Source organism: Streptomyces sp. Xyl84, assembly GCF_059731885.1.
This window is the reverse complement of sequence record NZ_AP029182.1, coordinates 4,348,635-4,368,002: the sequence shown is the minus strand read 5'-3', so window position 1 is coordinate 4,368,002 and position 19,368 is coordinate 4,348,635. Positions and strand designations below refer to the sequence as shown.

13 protein-coding genes are annotated in these 19,368 nt (G+C 73.7%); 8 read left to right on the top strand and 5 right to left on the bottom strand.

The features are described 5' to 3' along the window. Window positions 1–175 precede the first annotated feature (175 nt). Window positions 176–625, top strand: coding sequence for a metallopeptidase family protein (locus tag AC6I72_RS19025; RefSeq protein WP_498004738.1), 450 nt, complete (start codon window positions 176–178; stop codon window positions 623–625). Between the two features lie 178 nt (window positions 626–803). Here AC6I72_RS19025 and AC6I72_RS19020 read toward each other — a convergent pair whose 3' ends face one another. The 3 genes from AC6I72_RS19020 to AC6I72_RS19010 all read right to left on the bottom strand — a co-directional run bounded on the left by AC6I72_RS19020 (window position 804) and on the right by AC6I72_RS19010 (window position 6,569). Further along, entirely contained in the window at window positions 804–2,324 is a 1,521-nt protein-coding gene (locus tag AC6I72_RS19020) for a DUF5719 family protein (RefSeq protein WP_498002178.1), read from the bottom strand. Continuing rightward, on the bottom strand, window positions 2,321–6,112 hold the full coding sequence (locus tag AC6I72_RS19015) for a glycosyltransferase family 2 protein (protein ID WP_498002176.1): 3,792 nt from the start codon (window positions 6,110–6,112) through the stop codon (window positions 2,321–2,323). Before AC6I72_RS19015 ends, AC6I72_RS19020 begins: the two co-directional genes overlap by 4 nt. Before the next feature lie 193 nt (window positions 6,113–6,305). Then, window positions 6,306–6,569, bottom strand: a complete 264-nt coding sequence (locus AC6I72_RS19010; protein ID WP_003975777.1) for a WhiB family transcriptional regulator — start codon at window positions 6,567–6,569, stop codon at window positions 6,306–6,308. A 747-nt stretch (window positions 6,570–7,316) separates the two neighbouring features. On the opposite strand from AC6I72_RS19010, the gene AC6I72_RS19005 reads away from it, so the two are divergent. The 4 genes from AC6I72_RS19005 to AC6I72_RS18990 all read left to right on the top strand — a co-directional run bounded on the left by AC6I72_RS19005 (window position 7,317) and on the right by AC6I72_RS18990 (window position 11,522). Next, the gene (locus AC6I72_RS19005; RefSeq protein ID WP_498002174.1) at window positions 7,317–7,892 is read left to right on the top strand and encodes a cysteine dioxygenase; all 576 of its coding nucleotides are present in this window, start codon (window positions 7,317–7,319) and stop codon (window positions 7,890–7,892) included. A 56-nt stretch (window positions 7,893–7,948) separates the two neighbouring features. Then, complete coding sequence (gene cofD, locus AC6I72_RS19000) at window positions 7,949–8,908, top strand: 2-phospho-L-lactate transferase (protein WP_498002172.1); 960 nt, start codon at window positions 7,949–7,951, stop codon at window positions 8,906–8,908. Further along, complete coding sequence (locus AC6I72_RS18995) at window positions 8,905–10,245, top strand: coenzyme F420-0:L-glutamate ligase (protein WP_498002171.1); 1,341 nt, start codon at window positions 8,905–8,907, stop codon at window positions 10,243–10,245. Before cofD ends, AC6I72_RS18995 begins: the two co-directional genes overlap by 4 nt. 251 nt (window positions 10,246–10,496) lie before the next feature. Continuing rightward, entirely contained in the window at window positions 10,497–11,522 is a 1,026-nt protein-coding gene (locus AC6I72_RS18990) for a DNA-3-methyladenine glycosylase family protein (protein WP_498002170.1), read from the top strand. A 136-nt stretch (window positions 11,523–11,658) separates the two neighbouring features. On the opposite strand, the gene manB is transcribed toward AC6I72_RS18990, so the two are convergent. Together manB and AC6I72_RS18980 are read right to left on the bottom strand one after the other, a co-directional pair. Continuing rightward, entirely contained in the window at window positions 11,659–12,741 is a 1,083-nt protein-coding gene (gene manB / locus AC6I72_RS18985; protein WP_498002169.1) for a mannose-1-phosphate guanylyltransferase, read from the bottom strand. A 69-nt stretch (window positions 12,742–12,810) separates the two neighbouring features. After that, window positions 12,811–14,259 (bottom strand): peptidoglycan recognition protein family protein, encoded by a 1,449-nt coding sequence (locus AC6I72_RS18980; RefSeq protein WP_498002168.1) that lies wholly within the window; start codon window positions 14,257–14,259, stop codon window positions 12,811–12,813. A gap of 131 nt (window positions 14,260–14,390) precedes the next feature. Here AC6I72_RS18980 and AC6I72_RS18975 point away from each other — a divergent pair, with 131 nt between their 5' ends. The 3 genes from AC6I72_RS18975 (at window position 14,391) to AC6I72_RS18965 (ending at window position 19,303) form a co-directional block, all read left to right on the top strand. Continuing rightward, a complete protein-coding gene (locus AC6I72_RS18975) occupies window positions 14,391–15,146 on the top strand; it encodes a TIGR03089 family protein (protein ID WP_498002167.1) in 756 nt (251 codons plus the stop codon). A gap of 641 nt (window positions 15,147–15,787) precedes the next feature. Beyond that, complete coding sequence (locus AC6I72_RS18970; RefSeq protein WP_498002166.1) at window positions 15,788–17,548, top strand: LCP family protein; 1,761 nt, start codon at window positions 15,788–15,790, stop codon at window positions 17,546–17,548. Between the two features lie 138 nt (window positions 17,549–17,686). After that, window positions 17,687–19,303, top strand: coding sequence for an LCP family protein (locus AC6I72_RS18965; RefSeq protein WP_498004737.1), 1,617 nt, complete (start codon window positions 17,687–17,689; stop codon window positions 19,301–19,303). Window positions 19,304–19,368 lie beyond the last annotated feature (65 nt).

Sequence of the window (19,368 nt, the reverse complement as noted above, 5' to 3'; positions counted from 1 at the left end):
GGGTACAAAAACCGTCAATTGCCTTGAGATCGGCGGTCTCGGAGAGATACGGAATCGAGTCCGAGCTTGGCCGGAACCGGCATCAAGTGACCGGTCCCCGCTGGGGCGGCACGACGGCGGGCACGGCGTCCGCGACGAGGCGCGCGAGGGGGCCGGGGACTACCCTTCACCAGTGATGGACAACCGTGTACCGCCCCGTGCCGCAGGCCCCGGGCCCCGCCGACGTGATCGCCACGGCCGGGGCATGCGCGGCCCGATCGCACCGCCGCAGGTGCCGCTCGCCGCGAGCCGCGCCGAGGTGTTCGCGGACCTGGTGCAGGATTCCGTGGACCGTCTGGAGCGGCGGTGGCCGCAGCTGGCCGACGTCGACTTCGTCGTGCTGGAGGTGCCGCCGTCGGCCGGGGCCGGGCAGACCTGGAGCGACGAGCCGGTGCCGCTCGGCGGCACGGTGCCCGCCGATGAGGGGCGGCGGGCGCGGGTCGTGGTCTACCGGCGGCCGGTGGAGATCCGCAGCAAGGGCCGCGACGAGCGGGCCGCGCTGGTGCACGAGATCGTGGTCGAGCAGGTGGCCGAACTGCTGGGCCTGACACCGGAGACGGTGGACCCCCGTTACGGGGAGGACTGAGCGGGCTGGGCAGGCTGGGCTGCTTCCTGGCGAGCCCCCGCCCGGCCCGGGGCGCGCACGCCGGGCGGGGTGCGCCCGGGCGCCGAGAGGGCGCGGCGTGCTCCGGTGCGGGCGGCGCGCCCTGTCAGGGCCGGGTCCCGCTCCGGCCCTGACGCTGCTCCCCGGCCCCGGCCCGCGGTCACTTCTCCTGGAGTACCGAGATGTCCTCGTCGGCGTGCGGGACCGACACCGTCCCCCGGTCGTCCGGCAGGGTCTGGATCGTGAAGCCCGGAGTGTCCTCCACCGACGCGGTGAGCGTACGGGCGCCGTAGACCGGGCCGCCGGACAGGCACTCCACCGTGAGGGCGTAACTGCCCTTCAGGCCGGACGGGCTGGGCGGGGCGATGTCCTGCGTGGTGCCCGCCTTGATCGTGTACGTCCGCGACGCCTGGGTGCCGCCCTCGGTGCCCGCCGACGCGGTGACCTTGACCTGCGCGGTGGCGGTGGGGGCGGTCAGCGACAGGGTCGAGCCCTTCGCGCTGTTGTCGGCGGACGTCGCCCGTGCCCCGACCGGGGCGGACGCCGGGATGAACGCCGTCTCCCGCTTGCTTCCCTTGCCCCTGGTCACCCGCAGCGCGGCGACCACCGGCACGGGTGACGAGGCCTGGGTGAGCACCAGCGAGCCGGCCTCCCCGCGCGTGAGGTCGCCCAGGTCGACGGCGGTCGTCGTGCCGCCCTTCACATGCACGGTCTCGTGCCCCGCGGGGGTGATCAGCCCGGTCGGCGAGGCCAGTCTCACCTTCAGGTCGGTGTCGGCGTCGGCGGCCGTGAAGGCGATCAGCCGCACGGAGGCGGCGTCCTTGGGGATGCCCGGCAGCACCAGACTGGTCGCGGGGTCCGCGGCGGCCGCCAGCCAGTCCCCGCCGTCCTTGTCGTCGAGTGCCTGCACCGCCGCGCCGACCCTGCCGCTGCGCACGTTCACGTGCACCGTGAGGTCCTCCTGCGGCGTGTCGCCGAGCGTGGACAGCAGGACGGGTTCGCTGGAGTGCGGGGCGACGGTGATGCCCTCCCCCGCGGTCGACTTCACGGCGCCGTCCTTGCCGTACAGCTCGATGTCGACGACCGCGGCGGAGTCGTCCGGGTTGGTCAGGTGGACGTAGTCCGAGCGGCCGGAGGCGGTGCTCGCGCCGGGGAACCAGAACTCGGTGTCCGGGGCCGTGCAGTCCACACCCAGCAGGCCGCGTCCGGCGCCCGCCGCGACCTCGGTGGTCTGCTGCATGGTCCAGCCGGGCGCGAACTTGCCCTCGGCGGTGCCGATCAGCGCGGGCGTGTCCCCGCCCGAGGTGTCCCCGGTGACCGGCGTACCGGGCGCCTTGGGCTGCAGCGCGGGCTGGTCGGCCTTCTTGCCGCCGTCCTTGCCCTTCCCCCTGCCCGCGGAACCACCGGTGGCGGAGTCGGACTCCTCGGTGGCGGACCGGAGTTCGGCCTTGCCGCCGCTGCCCGTCCCCGCGGTCACGGGGGTGAAGGACGTGTACGAGGTGTCGGCTATGTCGGAGCTGCTCGGCGCCGGGCAGACCAGGGTGGTGCGCTCGACCGGCAGCCGCGCGGCGGCCTTCGCGGTGCCGGCGCCTGCCGCGTCCGGGCTCTCCAGCGCGGCGAATCCGGTGACGGCGGCGAGCGCGGCCACACCGGCGATCAGGGACAGGGTCGTGCGGTTCACTGCTGGCTCCCGTCGGGGCGCTCACTGCCGTTGCCGTGCGGGTGGTGCTGCGCGGGGTCGTACGGCTGCTCCTCGTACCCCTGGTGGTAGGTCTGGCCGTAGGAGTCGGCCGGGACCTGGCCGGCGCCGTACGCGTACGGGTCGTAGGGACCGCTCTGGTACGGGTCGGCCTGGCCGCCCTGGTACGCCTGGTCGTACGTGCCCGCCGGGTACTGCTGGGGCGGGGCGGCCGCCTGGTACTGCTGGTCGCCGTAGGCGCCGTAGCCGGTTTCCGCGCCGGTGCCCGCGTAGGCGGTGGTGTCCCACTCGCCGTAGGACTGCTGGTGCGGTACGGCGGCCGGGGCGGGCTCCGGGACGGGCGGCACGCCGCCCGGCTCCTGCGGCGGGGTCTGCCGGTCCTGCTCGTCGGCCTCGGCCTCCGCCTCGGCCTGGGCGCGCAGCCTGCGGGCCCGGCGGCCCTCGCCGGTCACGGCCTGCGCGGGCACGGGCTGCTCCTCGGGCAGGTCGTCGTCGACGTCGCGGCGGCGGCCGGGCAGGGCGAGCACCACCAGGACGACGGCGAGGGCGCCCTGGACCCACAGCCAGGCGGTGCGGGCGAGCGGGGCGTCGAAGGTGACGTCGAGCCTGCCGCCGGAGGCGGGGAGCTGGAAGCCCTGGGCCCAGCCGTCGACGGTGGTGCGGGTGAGCGGCTTGCCGTCCAGGGTGGCGGTCCAGCCCGCGGCGGCGGAGTCGGCCAGCCGCAGCACGCGGCCCGCGGAGCCCGCAGGGACGGTGGTGTGGACCTCGACCGGGCCGGCCGCGACGGGCTGCGCGGCGGCGGTGCCCGAGCCGGAGGCGCCGCCCGGTTTCGCGGCGGTGTCCGGCGCGGGCAGGATGGCGGCGCGGGACACCTCCTGGTCCACCCGCCACAGGGCGCTGCCGTCCTGCTGGCTGAGCCGGGAGAGGCCCGGGGTGGCGTCCAGCACGCGGCTGATCTCGCGGGGCGCGCCCTTGTGGACGAGGACGTAGCGCACGGCGAAGCCGCCGAGCTGGCCGGCCTGGTCGGCGCCGGAGCCGGCGACCAGGTTGGCGACGACCTTGTCGAGTCTGCTGTTCCCGCCGTCGGCCGCCAGTTCGGCGTCGCCCATGCGGACGCCGGAGCCGCGGACGAGCATGTAGCCGACGTGGGCCGGGGAGTCGCTGTCGAGGACCAGGGTGCGGGCCTGGTCGCGGGTGCTGCTCTCCTCGGCGACGAAGGCGGGCACCTGCACCGCATCGCGCCGCTCCAGCGGGCCGTCGGCGCCGCGGATCATCCAGCCCGCGACGACGAGCAGCGGGCCGGCGGCCGAGGCGAAGGCAATCAGCGCGGCCACCGGCTGGCGCCAGCCGAAGCTCTGTTCGGCCACGCGCGAGCGTGCTCCGTCGGCGCCGAGCAGGGCCGCGGCCAGCAGGGCCAGGCCGTAGACGAGGGTGGCGGGGCCGGCCCAGGTCGAGCCGTTGGACAGGACGGCGAAGACGAGCGCCACCAGGGCGACGGACCAGGCGGCCCAGACGGCGAACTGGCGCTGCGCGCGCAGCAGGGCGGCGAGCGCGGCCAGGACGATGCCGATGAGCATCAGCCCGTGCACCGTGCCGGGGCCGCCCGGGGTGGCGCCGAGCAGGTCCAGGGCGGAGGCCGCCGAGGAGCCGTACTCGAGACCGGCCTCCTTGAAGAAGCCGGACGGCAGCAGCGTCAGCGACCAGGGGGCGAGCAGCAGCAGGGGGGTGAGCAACTGGGCCAGGAAGCGGGGCAGGTGGGCCACGAGGTCGCGGCGGCGCACGGCCAGCACGGCGATGCCGAGGACGAGCGCGATGGGCCAGACGATGGGGGTGAAGGCGGTGGTGACGGTCAGCAGCAGCGCGTAGGCCCAGGTGGCGCGCCAGCTGCCGCGTGCGCCGGGGGGTGCGGTGAGGCCGCTCGCCGCGATGCCCGCGCGGGCGATCAGCGGCAGCAGGACGGCGAGCACGGCGGTGCCGATGCGGCCGCCGGCCAGGGCGCCGGTGGTCGCGGGCAGGAAGGCGTAGACGACGGCCGCCCAGGCGCGCAGCAGGCGCGAGGGGACGAGGGGACGGGAGGCGAAGTACGCGGTGAATCCGGCCAGCGGCACCGAACCGACGAGCAGCACGGTGACGGCGAGGCCCGTGGAACCGAGCAGCAGGGAGGCCAGCATCGCCACGAGCGCCAGGTAGGGCGGCGCGGACGGGGTGCCGCCGGCGCCGACCGGGTGCCAGGCGTCGAGGTAGCGCGACCACAGGTCGCCGGAGTCGGCGGGGGCGGGCAGCAGGGCGCCGCCCGCGAGCGCGCCGCCGCCGAGCAGGCTCCGGCAGGCGATCAGGGAGACGAGCAGCAGGACCAGGAAGAGCACCGGGCCCGGTTTGCGGGCGATGCGCTTGAGGCGGGCGAACTGCTCGATCTCCAGGTAGTCGGCGTCCTCTCCGCCGGGCCCCGACTCGACGGCGCCGCCGTGCCGGCCCGCGGCCGAGGCCTCGGGGTCGGAGCTGCCCACGAGGTTGCCCGCGACCTGTTCGACGGTGGCGCGGACGGTGGCGCCGGGCGGCGGGAACAGGGCGCGCAGCTCGCCCTTGTCGATCCGGGAGGCACCGCGCGCGCGCCGGCCGGCGATGATCCGCTCGGGGCGCAGCAGGGTGCCGGCCAGGCCGCGGATCTCGTCGAGGGCCTGTCCCGGGACCTTGCCGACGAGGTAGGCGACGGTGCGCAGCACGGTGCCCAGGACGATGCGGGCGAGCACCCAGGGCAGCGCGGCCGTGCGGGTGTTGACCAGCAGGGTGTAGACGGCGCCGGCCTTGTCGACCTTGTGCGGGGAGGCCGCCGTGCGGCCCACGCAGTCGACGGTGCGGCGCTCGCGGGAGGCCGCCTCGGCGTGTCGTACGACGGCGTCGGGGGCGATGAGGACGCGGTGGCCTGCGGCGTGGGCGCGCCAGCACAGGTCGACGTCGTCGCGCATCAGGGGCAGCCTGCGGTCGAATCCGCCGAGCTGTTCGAAGATGTCACGCCGGATCAGCATTCCGGCGGTGGACACCGACAGGACCGGCCGGACGTGGTCGTGCTGTCCCTGGTCCTGTTCGCGGCGGTCCAGGCCGGTCCAGCGGCGGCCGGAGTTGGCGATGCTGACGCCGACTTCGAGGAGTTGGCGGCGGTCGTACCAGCCGCGGAGTTTGGGGCCGACGACCGCCACGTCGTCGCGGCCGAGTTCGTACTCGTTGTCGACGACCCGCAACAGCTGGGCGAGGGCGTCGGGTTCGGGGGCGCAGTCGTCGTGCAGCAGCCAGAGCCACTGCACCGGTTCTCCGTGCGGCAGGTCGGGCAGGTCGTAGGCGTCGTCGCGCCAGGTGCGGCCGACGGGGTCCCAGCCGCTGGGGCGCTTGAGGTAGGGCAGTTCGTCCGGGGTGAGGTACGGGGCGGTGCGGGTGGCCTCTTCGACGGCCTGGCCGAAGCCGGTGCGGCGGGCGAGGTGGAGCACGCGGTCGTCGCCGAGGGCTTCGCCGAGCACCTGGGCGGAGGTGTCCGCGCTGCCCGTGTCGGCCGCGACGGCGTACTGCACCGGGCGTTCCTGGCCGAGGAGCCCGGCGAGGGCGTCGGGCAGCCAGCGGGCGCCGTCATGGGAGACGAGGACGGCGGTCACCACGTGCCGCGGGAACTCCGGCGGGCGCTCGGGGTCGGACTGCGCGGGGGCGAACGGCATGGCGCGCGGGGGGTCCGACGGCGCTGCGGCGTCGTAATGGGCTGCCGTACGGCTGTGCACGGACATCGAGATACACGGCCCCGGTTCGGTGGATGCGGTGGACGCCTGTGCCCCTCGGGCAGCGGGGCGTCTCGGACGAGCGACCACACTACTGGCTGGCCATGACGGCGGCCCGCCGCCTGTGGATAACCCACCTGCGACGGGCCGTTCGTGAGGATTCTGCGGGGAGGTGCGGTGCCCGGCGGCCGGACGGGCGGCGTCAGACCGCGGCCTTCTTCAGGCGGCGCCGCTCCCTCTCGGACAGGCCGCCCCAGATGCCGAAGCGTTCGTCGTTGGCGAGGGCGTACTCGAGGCATTCGGAGCGGACCTCGCAGGCGAGACAGACCTTCTTGGCCTCGCGGGTGGAGCCGCCCTTCTCGGGGAAGAAGGACTCGGGGTCGGTCTGGGCGCACAGCGCGCGCTCCTGCCAGCCGAGTTCCTCGTCCGCGTCGTCGACCAGCAGTTGCTGCACCAGCTCGGTCATGTGCGCCCCTCGTCTGTCTTCGCGTCCCCGTGATGTAGCCGTTACCGATACCGGCTGAACGACACGAGTGAAATTACAAGTGTGCTGCTCCGGGCGAGTCAAGCCGAGATCTGCTATTGAGCCCCTTATTCACTCTGCGGAACCAAGGCCATGCGGAAAGTGTTCAAATCGGCATAAACCTTGACACACAGCGGGGGGCCCGAAGACCTCCCGCCCCGCGCGGGCCCCCGCCGGGGCCCACAGAAGGAAGGACGCCCAGGCCTTCGATCCCGTTCCGGATCGCCCGCCGAAGCGAACCGGATCACATTCGGATCACGGGATCGCAACGGGGCTTGCGCGCCCGGCATGTGCGCCATGTGTCCCGGACTCCCGCTGAGCAAACCTTTCACCTGCGAGATGAACCGGATGAGGTGAACCATGTCCCACATTCCGGGCATCGAGTTGACAGCGTTGGTGTGAACCGGTGTCCTTGTGGGCATGCTCGCGAACTCGGTACTCACCTCGACCCGCACCGCCGGGTCCCACGGTGCTGCCCGCGCTCGCTGTAGCTGTCGCTGCTGCGGCTGTTGAGCCCCGCGCCTCCGGGCGCCCGCTCCAGCCGCCGTCCGGGCCCCTGCGCGGCCCGGCACCCCGCCCCTCCCGGCGGATCACCGGACTCCCCGGTCCGCGCCGACGCCGCCGGCCCGCTTCGGTCTCCGCCCCCTCCCCCGGTCTTCTCCGACCCCCTCCGAGGAACCACCGCACCTCATGAACAGCGACAGCGACCTCCAGATCGCCGGCGACCTCCTCGAGGTCCCCCACCTCCTCCAGGCTCCGCGCGAGCACCCGGTCACCGTGGCCGAGTTCGCCGGGCTGGCCAGGTCCATCGCGGCCGACCGCGCCCAGTGGGAGCACCTCGTCCGCTACGACGCGACGACCCGCTGGTACCACCGGCTGCGCGCCGTCCCCCAGGCGCACGGCGCCGCCCGGCCGGGACGGACCCCGACCGGCTACGAGGTGTGGCTGCTGTCCTGGGTCCCCGGGCAGGGCACCGGACCGCACGACCACGGCCGCTCCTCCGGCGTCCTGACCGTCCTGGACGGCACCCTGACCGAGCACACCCGCAAGGGCACGCGCACGCTGCGGGCCGGCCGGCAGCACGTCTTCGCACCGGGGTACGCGCACGACGTCGTCAACGACACGCTCGAACCCGCCGTCAGCCTGCACGTCTACTTCCCTGGGCTGACCGAGATGCCCATGCACTCCGCGCACCCGGCGCCCACCGCCGCCCGGTGCGCCGCCGCCCCCGCCGGCCGGCAGGCGGCGGACGCCGCCGACGCCTGAGCCTTTCTGCGCCCACCGCGTCCCCCGCTGTCGTACCCGCCTGCCAGACTTGCCCCATGCGCATTGTGGTTCTGGCAGGCGGCATCGGTGGTGCCCGGTTCCTGCGCGGTCTGAAGCGGGCCGTGCCGGACGCGGACGTCACGGTCATCGGCAACACCGGCGACGACATCCACCTCTTCGGGCTGAGGGTCTGCCCGGATCTCGACACGGTGATGTACACGCTCGGTGGCGGCATCAACGAGGAACAGGGCTGGGGCCGGGCGGAGGAGACCTTCCACCTCAAGGAGGAACTCGCGGCCTACGGCGTCGGGCCGGAGTGGTTCGGGCTCGGCGACCGGGACTTCGCCACGCACATCGTGCGGACCCAGATGCTGGGCGCGGGCTATCCGCTCAGCGCGGTGACCGAGGCCCTGTGCGACCGGTGGAAGCCCGGCGTGCGGCTGATCCCCATGTCCGACGACCGGGTGGAGACGCACGTCGCGGTGGAGATCGACGGCGAGCGCAAGGCGGTCCACTTCCAGGAGTACTGGGTGCGGCTGCGGGCGTCGGTCCCGGCCGAGGCGGTCGTGCCGGTCGGCGCCGAGCAGGCCAAGCCCGCGCCGGGTGTCCTGGAGGCGATCGCCGAGGCGGACGTGATCCTCTTCCCGCCGTCCAACCCCGTCGTCTCCGTCGGCACCATCCTCGCCGTCCCCGGCATCCGGGAGGCGATCGCCGACGCCGGGGTGCCGGTGGTCGGCCTGTCCCCCATCGTCGGGGACGCGCCCGTGCGCGGGATGGCCGACAAGGTCCTCGCCGCCGTCGGTGTGGAGTCCACCGCCGCGGCGGTCGCCGAGCACTACGGTTCGGGGCTGCTCGACGGCTGGCTCGTCGACACCGTCGACGCGGGCGCGGTGGAGCGGATCGAGACGGCCGGGATCCGCTGCCGCGCGGTGCCGCTGATGATGACCGACGCCGAGGCCACCGCGCAGATGGCACGGGAGGCGCTGGCGCTCGCCGAGGAGGTGCGGGGAGCATGAGCGCGACGCCGCCGGCGGACGTCCCCGGAGGTGCGGCGGCGCCCGCCTTCCGGGTGTGGGCCGTGCCCGGGATCCCCGAGGTGGCCCCGGGGGACGACCTGGCCAAGCTGATCGCCGCCGCCGAGCCCGCCCTGGCCGACGGGGACGTGCTCCTGGTCACCTCGAAGATCGTCTCCAAGGCGGAGGGACGCGTCGTCGAGGCCGCCGACCGGGAGGCCGCGATCGACGCCGAGACCGTCCGGGTCGTGGCGCGCCGCGGGCCCCTGCGCATCGTGGAGAACCGCCAGGGCCTCGTCATGGCGGCAGCGGGGGTGGACGCCTCCAACACCCCGTCGGGCACGGTGCTGCTGCTGCCCGAGGACCCGGACGCCTCCGCGCGGTCGATCCGCGACGGCCTGCGCGCCGTCCTCGGTGTCGATGTCGCGGTCGTCGTCACCGACACCTTCGGCCGCCCCTGGCGGGCCGGGCTCACGGACGTCGCCATCGGCGCCGCCGGTCTGCGCGTCCTGGACGACCTGCGCGGCGGCACCGACGCCCACGGCAACCCGCTCAGTGCCACCGTCGTCGCCACCGCCGACGAACTGGCCGCCGCCGGGGACCTGGTCAAGGGCAAGGCCGCCGGACTGCCCGTCGCCGTGGTGCGCGGCCTGGGGCACACGCTCATGACGGACGGCGACGGACCGGGCGCGCGCGCCCTGGTGCGCGAGGCGCGCGACGACATGTTCCGGCTGGGCACCTCCGAGGCCGTACGGGAGGCGGTGACCCAGCGGCGTACCGTGCGGTCCTTCACCGACGAGCCCGTCGACCCCGGTGCGGTACGGCGGGCGGTGGCCGCGGCGGTGACCGCGCCCGCACCGCACCACACCACGCCGTGGCGGTTCGTGCTGCTGGAGTCCGAGGGGGCGCGGATCCGGCTGCTGGACGCGATGCGCGACGCCTGGATCGCCGACCTGCGGCGGGACGGCAAGAGCGAGGAGTCGATCGCCAAGCGGGTGCGCCGCGGGGACGTCCTGCGCCGGGCCCCGTACCTGGTGGTCCCGTGCCTGGTCATGGACGGCTCGCACACCTACGGCGACGCGCGGCGCGACGGGGCCGAGCGGGAGATGTTCGTGGTCGCCGCGGGCGCCGGCGTGCAGAACTTCCTGGTCGCCCTGGCCGGGGAGCGCCTCGGCTCGGCATGGGTGTCCTCGACGATGTTCTGCCGGGACGTGGTGCGCGAGGTGCTGGAGCTGCCCGCGGACTGGGACCCGATGGGCGCGGTGGCGGTCGGGCACCCGGCCGAGCCGCCGAAGCCCCGCGCGGAGCGGGACGCCGGGACGTTCATCGAGAGGCGGTGAGGCGGCGGGCGGTGCGGCGTCCCGGCCGGCGCGGGTGACCGCTTAGGCTCTTCAGAGCGGCGAACACCAGGGGAGTCCGATCGGCTCGCGGCGTCCGGCGCGTGCGATCGCAAGGCGCCGGAAGGTTCTCGTAGCGGAGCTACAGGCTCTTTCGGCAACGCCGCGAGCGTGCGTGCCGGGCATCGTGAGCCGGGCGCCCATGGTGTCCGCAGCTCTTGGCGCACCACCGGCGACCCCTTGGGATCTGATTCGTGGCAGGACGCTTCGCCCCGCGACCACGGCCCGCGCGCACCTCCGTGCGCGGCGGCCATGCCGGCGTGCCCACCGCGGCGGCCCGCCCCGGGGCCGTGCCGCACCAGGCGGCTGCCCCCGCGCGGGTACGGACCTGGGTGCCGGACGGACCGCTGGATCTCGGGCTGGTGCTCGGACCGCTGCGGCGCGGTCCGGGCGATCCCACGTTCCGCGCGATGCCCGACGGATCCGTGTGGCGGGCCAGCCGTACCCCGGCGGGGCCGGGGACGCTCCGGGTGTCCGCGCGCGGCGGCGAGGTGTGCGGGCAGGCCTGGGGACCGGGCGCCGAATGGCTGCTGGAGCGGTTGCCCGATCTGCTCGGGGCGGCCGACGACCCGTCGGAGTTCGTGCCCCGGCACCGGCTGCTCGCGCTGACCCGGCACCGCCGGCCGGGGCTGCGGCTGACGCGGACCGGGCTGGTGCTGGAGTCGCTGATCCCGTCGGTCCTGGAACAGAAGGTCACCACGGTCGAGGCGTACGCGGCGTGGCGGACGCTGGTGCGCGCGTACGGGGAGCCGGCGCCCGGACCCGTGCCCGTACAGATGCACGTGATGCCCGAGCCGCGTACCTGGGCGCTGATCCCCTCGTGGGACTGGCACCGCGCCGGGGTCGACGACAAGCGGGCGTCGACGGTGCTGCGGGCGGTGCGGGTGGCCGCGCGGCTGGAGGAGACGCTGCGGATGCCCGCGGGGGCGGCGCGGGAACGGCTGGAGGTCGTACCGGGGATCGGACCGTGGACGTCGGCGGAGACCGTGCAGCGCAGTCATGGCGCGGCGGACGCGGTGACGGTCGGGGATCTGCACCTGCCGGGGATCGTGGGCTTCGCGCTGGCCGGGGACCGCGAGGCGGACGACGCTCGGATGCTGCGGCTGCTGGAGCCGTACGCCGGACAGCGGCACCGGGCGGCCCGGCTGATCCTGCTGAGCGGGCGCGTGCCGCCGCGGCGGGCCCCACGGATGCCGGTGCGGGACATGGGCCGTTTGTGAGACACGGTCCCGGCTCCGGCCTTCGGCCCGGCTCGGCCGGCCCGATCCGCTGAGACCGGTGGGCCCGGATGCACCGCCGAGGCCACCAGGCCCGGGCCAAGGCGGTCCGGCGGTGGGTGATCGGGGCTGTTGGGCGTCACTGGTCCGAGGAGAAGCGGACCGCGCCTGCCGGGATCCGGGCGTCGCACCACACCCGTACGCCGTCCCGCAGTTCGTTGTCGGCGCCGACGACCGCGCCGTCACCGATCACCGTGCCGGTGAGCACGGAGCGGGTGCCGACGCGGGCGCGGGCGCCGATGAGGGAGTCGGTGACGACGGCGCCGGGCTCGATGACGGCGCCGGGCAGGATCGTACTGCCGGACACGCGCGCCCCCTCGGCGACGAACGCGCCCTCCCCGACCACCGTGCCCCCGGTCAGCTTGGCGTCGGGCGCGACCACGGCCGTGGGCAGGACGAGGCGGTCGCCGCACCGGCCGGGGACCGCCGGGGAGGGGGCGCGGCCCAGGACCAGGTCGGCCGAGCCGCGGACGAAGGCGGCCGGGGTGCCGAGGTCCAGCCAGTAGGTGGAGTCCACCATGCCCTGCAGACGGGCCCCGGCCGACAGCAGACCGGGGAAGGTCTCGCGCTCCACGGACACCGGGCGCCCCGACGGGATCGTGTCGAGGACCGAGCGGTTGAAGACGTACGCCCCCGCGTTGATCTGGTCGGTGACGATCTCCTGCGGCGTCTGCGGCTTCTCCAGGAAGGCGAGGACCCGGCCGGTGCCGTCCGTCGGGACCAGGCCGTACGCACGCGGGTCCGCCACCTTCGTCAGGTGCAGGGAGACGTCCGCGCCGGTCTCCTCGTGCGTGCGCACCAGGGCGCGGATGTCCAGGCCGGTCAGGATGTCGCCGTTGAAGACGAGGACCGGCTCGTCGGGGCCGGAGTGCAGCCGCGGGGCGACGTTGCGCAGGGCGCCGCCGGTGCCGAGCGGTTCCTCCTCCGTCACGTACTCCAGGTGGAGTCCGAGGGCGGAACCGTCACCGAAGTACGGCTCGAAGACCTCGGCCAGGTAGGAGGTGGCGAGCACGATGTGCTCGACGCCCGCCGCCCTGGCCCGCGCCAGCTGGTGGGTGAGGAACGGCACGCCGGCCGCCCGCACCATGGGCTTGGGAGTGTGCACCGTGAGCGGGCGCAGCCGGGTGCCCTTGCCGCCGACCAGGAGGATCGCTTCTGTCACCTGTCGTCTCCGCTTCCTGCCGGGACCGGCCGAGCTGTCTTTCGGCCGGCCAGTGTATGCAGACCGGTCTCAGCGGCCCTGATAGCGCGCCGCGGTCGAGCGGATCGTGCCGAGCTTGCCGTAGAGCTTCCGTCCGGGGCAGTCGGTGGCGAAGCCGTCCCGGTGGCCGGAGATCACGTTCAGGTGTACGTTCTTTCCCTTTTGATAGAGGTTGCCACCGCCGGACTTCAGATATGTCTTTCCGCGCGGATTCATCCCGTAGAGGCCCAGCTTCCAGGCGGTGAGCTTGGCGACGGCCTTGACGGCGGCCGAGGAGGGCTTGGACTTGCTGTAGGTGCCGATGACGGCGATCCCCACGCTGTTGCTGTTGAAGCCCATGGTGTGGGCGCCCAGCACCGGCTTCGCCACGCCCCCGGCGCGGCCCTCGTAGACGGTGCCGCACTTGTCGACCAGGAAGTTGTAGCCGATGTCCCGCCAGCCCATGCTCTTGACGTGGTAGCGGTAGATGCTGCGGATGACCGAGGGCGTCTGTGAACAGCGGTACTTGTTGCCGGTCGCGGTGTGGTGGACGAACGCCGCCTTCACCTTCTTCGTGTAGACGAACCCACGGGAGCGCAGCGACTCGTCCGCGCCCCAGCCGCGGCGGGTGACGATGCGCGGGCGCGCGCCGATGTGCGGCTCGGACCGCTGGGCGTCGGTCAGTTCGTCGCCGCGCAGTTCGAGCAGTTCGCGTTCGGTGTCCGCGCGGTTCAGCGCCGGGATCTCGGTGGCGCCGAGGGCGGCGAGCCCGGTGTTGGCGGCGGAGGCGGCGGTCGCCGCCTCGGTCGGCTCGCCGGTGCGCGGCTGGTCGGCCTGGGAGTCCGCCGCGGACGTGTCGCCGGGGTCGACGAGTTCCAGGCGCAGGCCCGAGGGCAGCGGGGCGGGCGGATCGGCCGGGGCGCCGGTCTCCCGGTCGCCGGTGTCCGCGCGGACGCGGACGTCGACGCCGTCGCTGTCGCCCACCCACAGCGGGGCGGTGCCGCCGCGGACGTGCCCGGCGGCGCGCTCGGCGGTGCCCGGGTCGGCGCCGTGGTCCGCGTTGTGGGTGTCGACGTCCTGCCAGTCGGACCAGGTGCCGGTGGCGGCGGAGCGGGTGCGGATCTGGACGGTGCCGTGGAGCTCGGTGCCGGGGTTGTCCCAGACGACGCCGACCAGGGAGAAGTGGCGGACGTCCGCACGGTACAGACCCTGTTCGGGGGCGGCGCCGAGGGCCGCCCCACGGGCCCGGCCGCGGACGCGGCCCTCGGTGCGCGGGGTGAGGGGCAGGGACTGGGTGCTGCCGGGGACGGCCGCCAGCACGGCGGCCGGGACGCCGGCCGGGGCGAGGTGGGCCGCCGCCCGCGGCACCGCCGCTCCCGCCGCCGTGGCCGTCGCGGCGGCCGCGGGCAGACCGGGCGCGAGAGCCAGGCCGGCCACGCAGGTGACACCGATCGAGGACGCAAGGAATCCGTATCGACGCATGCCCCTGATCTTGGACATAGTCAGACATATATGTCCATCTACGAACTGACGGTGCGTCGGGTGTCGTTCCCCCGAACCGGTGGCCCCACGGGCCACCGGTGGCCGCCGTCCCCGGGTGCGGGCGCGCGCCGCCGCGTACGCTTGCGCGGGTGAACGCCACCGAACGCACCCCTGCCGACCTGCTGCGTTCCGCGCTCGCCGCGGACCCGGGACGCCCCCTGGTGACCTTCTACGACGACGCGACGGGCGAACGCGTCGAATTGTCCGTGGCCACCTTCGGCAATTGGGTGGCCAAGACGGCGAACCTCCTCCAGGGGGACCTCGCCGCGGGACCCGGCGACCGGGTCGCGCTGCTGCTGCCCGCGCACTGGCAGACGGCGGTGTGGCTGCTGGCGTGCGCGTCGGTGGGCGTGGTCGCGGACGCCGGCGGGGACCCGGCGGCCGCCGATGTCGTCGTCAGCGGGCCGGACACGCTGGAGGCGGCGCGCGCCTGCACGGGCGAGCGGATCGCGCTGGCGCTGAGGCCGCTGGGCGGGCGGTTCCCGCAGCCGCCCGCGGGTTTCGCGGACTACGCCGTCGAGGTGCCGGGGCAGGGCGACCGGTTCGCGCCGTTCGCGCCCGTGGACCCGGAGGCGCCCGCACTGATCGTGGCCGGTGCCGAGTACACGGCGGCCGAGGTCGTGGAACGGGCCCGCGCGGACGCGCCCGGACTGGACCTGACGGGACCGGGTTCCCGGCTGCTGTCGGGGCTGCCGTACGACACCTGGGAGGGGCTGAGCGCGGGCCTGTACGCGCCGCTCGCGGCCGGCGGATCCGTCGTCCTGTGCCGGAACCTGGACCGGCTGGACGAGGCCGGCCTGGCCAAGCGCATCGAGAGCGAACGGATCACGGCGACCGCGCGGTGACCTCCGTTCCGCGGGCCCGCACGTCCGCGTGACCGCCCGTCAGTCATGGGGACGTCAACCACCGCCCGACCGACCGGAGTCGGGTACCGCGGACCCGCGGCCCGGAAGCCGCCCGGGGCCGACCGGCGGAGGCGGCCGGGGAGGTCTGACCGGATTACGGCGCGAACAACGGTAATTCAGCTGTGCGGATTGCCCTTCGGGGCCGGCTTCCGGGCCGGCCTCCGGACCCGCTCGCGTTCCCGCTTTCCGGGCCGGAGAACCCCGGCCGGGGATTCGCCTCCGCAGCCGTACGACTACGTTCAGTGCTTTTCCCACGGGGGCCCGGGGGCGCGATCGGCCCGGTCCGCGCCCCTGGCGTGACGCCCTCATCCGCTCCTGCCCGCACCGGAATAGCGCCGCTCAGGAACCCTGCGGGTAAAACTGCGGCCAAGGGCGAACTTTTGTCCAGGGAAATGGGCGGATTGCCCAGTTGTAGGGGCGTGGAATTCGTCACCGACGTCGCTCAGGCCTCAACAGGCCGGATAGTGTGAGCGATCCGGTGCTACCGGCCGCGAGGTCACCCTGGGGTCGTGCACTGTGAACCAGACCTGAGCGCCTGGGGGGAAGGCGCCGCGTGGCCCCGACGGAGGGTTCGGACAACCGTGGACGCGCAAGGCCGTGGGCGGGCGGACAACATCGATCCCGCAGACCAGTGGGTACTCAATCCGGCCACCGGTGAATACGAACTGCGACTGAATCCTTCCCCTCCGCAGTCGGCGGTCCCGGGGCCGCGCAGATCCTCCGCCCCCGGGGCGCAGGGCGCCGCTGCGGGCCGGCGCGGTGTCCCGGCCGGCAGGGAGCAGACGCACGAGACGGCCCCGGCGCCCACCGTGCCCGGTCCGCGCCGCCGCCGCGGCGCGCCCGCGGAGGAGCCGCAGCCGCCCGGCCGGCGGGGACGCCGCCCGGAAAAGAAGAAGTCGAGGACCAAGAAGGTCCTGATGTGGACCGGCGGCACCATGGCGTTCGTCCTGGTCGGCGTCGGCACCGCGGGCTACCTGATCTTCAAGCACCTCGAGGGCAACGTCACCACCACCGACGTGGGCAGCGCGGCCAAGGACGGCTTCAGCAAGGACGAGGCCTTCAACATCCTCATCATCGGCACCGACAAGCGGACCGGCGCGGGCAACGAGGGCTACGGCGACAAGGGCAGCGTCGGCCACGCGGACACCAACATCCTGCTGCACGTCGCCAAGGACCGTACGAACGCGACCGCGCTGAGCATCCCCCGCGACCTGATCGTCGACATCCCCGACTGCCCGACCAAGCAGCCCGACGGCAGCACCAAGGTCGTCCCGGGCTCGTCGAAGGTCCGGTTCAACGAGAGTCTCGGCCAGGACGGCCGCGACCCGGGCTGCACGATGCGCACGGTCAAGGAGATCACCGGCATCGCCCCGGACCACTTCATGATGGCCGACTTCAACGCGGTGAAGACCCTGACGTCGGCGGTGGGCGGCGTCGAGGTGTGTCTCAAGCACGCCGTCAGCGACAAGGACTCGCACCTGAACCTGCCCGCCGGTTCGTCCAAGATCGAGGGCGAGCAGGCGCTGGCGTTCGTCCGCACCCGGCACAGCTTCGGCAACCACGGCGACCTGGACCGGATCAAGGTACAGCAGCAGTTCCTCAGTTCGCTGATGCGCAAGATGGCCTCCAGCGACACCCTCACCAACCCGGTCAAGCTGTACAGCCTCGCGGACGCGGCCACCAAGTCGCTGACCGTCGACACCGGCATCGGCAAGGCGAGCACGCTCAAGGACGTGGCACTGGAACTGAAGAAGGTGCCGACGAAGAACATCACCTTCCTGACCGTGCCGGTGCTGGACAACCCGGACGACGGCCCGGTGCACAAGACGGTCATCGTCAATCAGGCCCAGGCGCCCCAGGTCTTCGACGCCATCGGCAGCGACGTCTCCTTCACCGAGGTGAAGAAGAAGGAGCAGCAGGCGAAGGACGCGCAGGCGGCCCGGCTCAAGGGCACCCGGTCGGCCGCCTCCGAGGTGCGGGTGCGCATCCTCAACGGCGGGGCCAAGGCCGGCGCCGCGCAGGAGACCCTCACCTGGCTCCAGAACCAGCAGGGCGTGCTCAAGTCGGAGAACGGCAGCAACGCGCCCGAGAAGCTGGCCAGGACCACGCTGGAGTACGCGCCCGACCAGGCCGCCCAGGCCCGTGAACTCGCCGCGCTCATGGGGCTGCCGGGATCCGCGCTGAAGCCGGGTGAGAGCGTGACCAACTCCCAGGGCCTGCCCGCGATGACGCTGACCCTGGGCAAGGACTACAAGGGCGCGGGGGTGTCACTCACCGCACCCCAGAAGGCGCCCACGGTGGAGGGGCAGCACACGGCGGACAAGGTTCAGTGCGCCAGTTGAGCGCACCGTGTGACCTGACGGGCCTGTCGTACGTCTAACACGGCGTACGACAGGCCTGTTCGATGACATGAGGGCGGGGAGGATGGGGAGTTGACGCAGAGCGGTCTGCGCGGGGAGGGGCCCGCGGTCGAGGACACGATGCCTCTGGCGCAGCACGAGAAGAGCGCCGGAGGCGGACACAGCCGTCGGGGCGGAAGCGGACACGGACGGGGCAACGGCGGCCGGGGCACCGGCGGCAGAGGACCCAGACGGCGCGTGCTGCGCTGGTCGGCCACGGTGCTCGCGGTGGTCATACTGGGCACGGCCGGCGCCGGATACCTCTACTACGAACACCTCAACGGCAACATACGCAAGGGCGAGCGCGACAGCGGCGACTCAAAGGCCCAGAAGACGAAGGCCAACGCCGACGGCCAGACGCCCGTGAACATCCTGCTGATCGGCTCCGACAGCCGCAACTCCGACGCCAACGTCGCGCTCGGCGGCAGCCGGGAGAACCGCGGCAGCCCGCCGCTGGGCGACGTGCAGATGCTGATCCACCTGTCCGCGGACCGCAAGAGCGCGGAGGTGGTGAGCATCCCGCGCGACACCCGGGTGGACATCCCCGCGTGCAGGGACCCGAAGACGGGCACGAAGTACCCGGCGACCAACGCCATCATCAACGAGTCCCTGGCCCGTGGCGGCGCCGGCTGCACCCTCGCCACCTGGCAGAACCTCACCGGTGTGTACATCGACCACTGGATGACGATCGACTTCGCGGGCGTGGTGAAGATGGCGGACGCCATCGGCGGCGTGGACGTCTGCGTGAAGCAGAACGTGTGGGACCGCTCGACAGCCGCCGCGCACGGCGGCTCCGGTCTGAAACTGACGGCCGGCACCCACAAGGTCAAGGGCGTGCAGGCCCTCCAGTGGCTGCGCACCCGGCACGCCTGGGGCAGTGACCTGCTGCGGGCCCGGGCCCAGCACATGTACCTGAACTCGATGATCCGCACGCTCAAGAGCCAGAGCATCTTCACCGACACCGGCCGGCTGCTGGATCTGGCCGAGGCGGCCACGAAGTCGCTGCAGGTCTCCGAGGAGATCGGCACCGGCAAGAAGCTGTACGACCTCGCCATGCAGCTCAAGACGGTCCCCACCGACCGCATCACGATGACGACGATGCCCAACGTCCAGGACCCGCAGAACCGCGACCACGTCGTCCCCGACGGCGCCAACGCCCAGAAGATCTGGAAGCTGATCCGGGACGACGTGGCCTTCGACTCCCACGGCAGGCCCGAGGACGCGAAGAAGAACGCCGGCAAGAGCGGTGACAAGACCCCGCCCGCCACGCAACCGGCTCACCCGGACGGGCAGATCGGCGTCGCGGTGCAGAACGGCACCGGCACCTCCACCCTCGCCGCCGTCCCGCACCGGGCGACCGCCATCAGCCAGGAGCTGGCGCAGAAGGGCTTCGCCAAGGCGGCGGCGGACAGCTCGGTGACCCCGTCCGCGTCCGAGACGGTCGTGCGCTACCCGAGCGCCGAGCTGAAGGGCGACGCCGAACGGGTCGCCACCGCCCTGGGCATCCCGACGACCTCGGTGGAGAGGTCGACGGACGTCTCCGGCGTCACCGTCGTCGTCGGCGCGGACTGGCGCAAGGGCGGCAGCTACCCCCGGCAGGAGGCCCCCAAGGCCGGCGACATCCCGGAGAACTCCGACGCCATCAACGGCGCGGACACCACGCAGTGCATGGACGTGTACGCGCCCTACCGGTGGTAGGCGCGGGTCCGTATGCCGAGGGGCCCCTCACCGCGGCGCGGTGAGGGGCCCCTCGGCATGGTGGG